A 2,500-nucleotide genomic window follows, 5' to 3' on the forward strand; every position below is an offset into this window, starting at 1 on the left:
ATCAATTCCGTCCCACGCCGTTCCGTTTCCGGCGATGGCATAATCATTTTTAATCATAAATGCCCGAGTGCTGTTCGGTGTACGATGTTTATGTTTTTTATTATTCACGATAATATCCGCGCACGCCGTCGGCCCGCATCCAGATCCGCTCATCGTGCAGGATGAGCCGGGAGGGTATTTTTTCTTTCCCCACCGGCTGTCATATTGCCGAAATGTCTTACTCATCTTCACCTTCCCCTATTTCTGCTACTTTGTTGTCTTCTGCTTTGCCTTTCAGGATATCCAAATATCCCTGCGCCTGACAGGCTGCGTCCGTAAAGTTGTGATTTTTCCAAAGTCCGTATCCCCACGCCACTACCATCGCAATCGTAGACACAACGGTATAGATGCTATCTGTCGTGACGTTTTGAAATTGTGTAATTCCAAATGCCATTAGAGCCTCATTCAATGCGACTAAAAGTTGTACAATAGCGGATACGATTGTTTTCTTTTCCATGTTATCTCTTATTCCTTTCTTAACATTTTCTCAAACGGCGACATATCTGACGTTGAGTTACATTTTTCCAGCTGCTCTACGTCCTCATTCCACTCTTCTGCGATGGAGTTACCTCCAAGCGCTTTATATGCTGCATAGATGTCCATCCAGTCCTGATATTGCGTGTAGGTGATTTTCTCCTGGATTGTGTATTCGGTATGGTATCGCTTTAACATATATCGAAGCACAAGCATTATTCCTTCTGAGTTCGCGGACCGGATACGGTCAATCTCAGCATGTTTTTTTCTGTTTTCTTCATCCCGTTTTCTCTCTTTTTCTTTTAGGTCTTTTAAAAAAATTCCAACTTGCGCAACTAAAAAAGTCATTACTGCTGAACAAACAATGTAAATAATATCTGAAAGTTCCATTCTTTTTCCCTTCTGTAAAAAAGAGACCGCCTAAGCGATCTCTACTTTTAAAATATTGTCAATATCATTTTTATACTGTGGATACTTTTCCGTAACCGCTTTATACTCTAACTTCCCTGCCTGGATTCTCATTGCTAAATATGCTGCCATTTTTTTACACCCCCATGATTACCGCATCCAGTGCGGACTGTGTCAACTCTAACTGTCTTTTTAATTCATCAACTTCTGCCCGAAGAGCTGCTATATCTCCCTGAGGCTTTGGTTCCGGCGCATCCACGTATTCATAATAGTAACCTTGTTCCGGCGTGTAATGTGCCTCGGCGATTTTTCCTTCCTGCCGATCCGGTTCCGGAATTTCGTCAATCAGATAGCCTTCCTGTAGTAATTCTTCCTCTGTTTTTTTCAAGCCATAAGTTTCATCAAACGGCATAAAGTGAGTGAATACAACTTTTGTATTTTCAGTTTTTATAAACTTCTTTCCCATTGTTTAAGCCTCCTGATTTTTTTGCAAATAAGCAATTTTTTCTTTGTTTACATCAATTGCATATTTTTTTAAATGTGCATCTTGTGTACTTTGGTTAAATTCTCCATCGATTGTTATTAAATTTCCATTTTTTATTATTATATTTTCGCAATAATTTGTTGTCTGAAAAAAAGGTTGCATTTCTCCATTTTTGTTCATAATACAAACCGGCTTAGTATAGTAACATTCAGATAAACGACAATAAATAGCGCCGTTATCTTCTACTATATAATCCAAAGGACTTATTAGAATAAACGTCGCAATTTCATTGCCGTCCGGGTCTAAATAATACAATTTCGCATCTGTATAGCTTGGATAAACAAAAATATTACCTTCTTTGTCAAAAAACAAAAACGGATTCAAACTATTTTCAAACGTTTTAATTGTGGTTTTTCCTGATGAAGATAATTCTTCAAGAAGTTTTAAATTGCTATCATATGAACCAATTACATATATTCTTCCGATTGGACTCATTCTTATTGAAAGATTATCAGAACTGTTGCTTACTCCTGTGTATACATCAAAAATTTTTTTACCGCTACTAGAAATTTTCATACAATGCCAAGATGTTCCAGTTCCATATTCGACACAAACATTGTCGTCTAAATCTGTAGAAAAATAAGTTACATCATATTCTCTACTGCTTGAATATCTTCCTATTGAAAGACTCCAAATTTCTTTTCCATTTTTGTTTTTCTTTATAACGTCTCTATAATAAGTTGATAAAGCATCACCTTCAATGCAAAAACTGCCATCTGAAAACACAGCAAAATGATCACTAAAAGAACCAACATATTTTTTTGTTTGCCCGTCCGGGCTTACTACATAACCGGAAAAGTAAATATATCCATCTTCTCCAACCTTTAGCTGATCCTCTTTCATTATAGTAGATTCGCTTAAAATTAGACTTGTGTCTTCCCAAATTTCAGAAACATTACTTGGAAGAATATTTGTTTCTTCTGAAATATTTACAACGGAATATTGCTCACCGCTTTCATCCACGATCTGCATCTTCCCCGCAAGCCCGTCAATTCTTTCCGGAAAGTTCATTGCAGGAATCTGTCCTTCGCTTCC

At 37.4% G+C, this 2,500-nt stretch carries 5 protein-coding genes; all 5 read right to left on the bottom strand.

The window, feature by feature from the left end:
• Positions 1-225, bottom strand: a 225-nt coding sequence (locus H9L42_RS16520) for a hypothetical protein (RefSeq protein ID WP_346726341.1), incomplete at its 3' end; no start/stop codon positions are given.
• The gene (locus H9L42_RS16525; RefSeq protein ID WP_187304497.1) at positions 218-496 is read right to left on the bottom strand and encodes a phage holin; all 279 of its coding nucleotides are present in this window, start codon (positions 494-496) and stop codon (positions 218-220) included. The genes H9L42_RS16520 and H9L42_RS16525, both read right to left, overlap by 8 nt.
• An 8-nt stretch (positions 497-504) precedes the next feature.
• The gene (locus tag H9L42_RS16530; RefSeq protein WP_187304498.1) at positions 505-903 is read right to left on the bottom strand and encodes a hypothetical protein; all 399 of its coding nucleotides are present in this window, start codon (positions 901-903) and stop codon (positions 505-507) included.
• Positions 904-1,057: 154 nt separating this feature from the next.
• A complete protein-coding gene (locus H9L42_RS16535) occupies positions 1,058-1,387 on the bottom strand; it encodes a hypothetical protein (RefSeq protein WP_187304499.1) in 330 nt (109 codons plus the stop codon).
• Between the two features lie 3 nt (positions 1,388-1,390).
• The coding region (locus H9L42_RS16540; RefSeq protein WP_207735013.1) for a hypothetical protein at positions 1,391-2,500 on the bottom strand (1,110 nt) is incomplete at its 5' end.

This window comes from Zhenpiania hominis (assembly GCF_014333425.1).
Classification (GTDB): domain Bacteria; phylum Bacillota; class Clostridia; order Peptostreptococcales; family Anaerovoracaceae; genus Hominibacterium; species Hominibacterium hominis.

Bases quoted from the DNA above. Each gene is read 5' to 3' on its own strand.
- H9L42_RS16535 (WP_187304499.1), bottom strand. From the start codon at position 1,387: ATGGGAAAGAAGTTTATAAAAACTGAAAATACAAAAGTTGTATTCACT.
- H9L42_RS16530 (WP_187304498.1), bottom strand. From the start codon at position 903: ATGGAACTTTCAGATATTATTTACATTGTTTGTTCAGCAGTAATGACT.
- H9L42_RS16525 (WP_187304497.1), bottom strand. From the start codon at position 496: ATGGAAAAGAAAACAATCGTATCCGCTATTGTACAACTTTTAGTCGCA.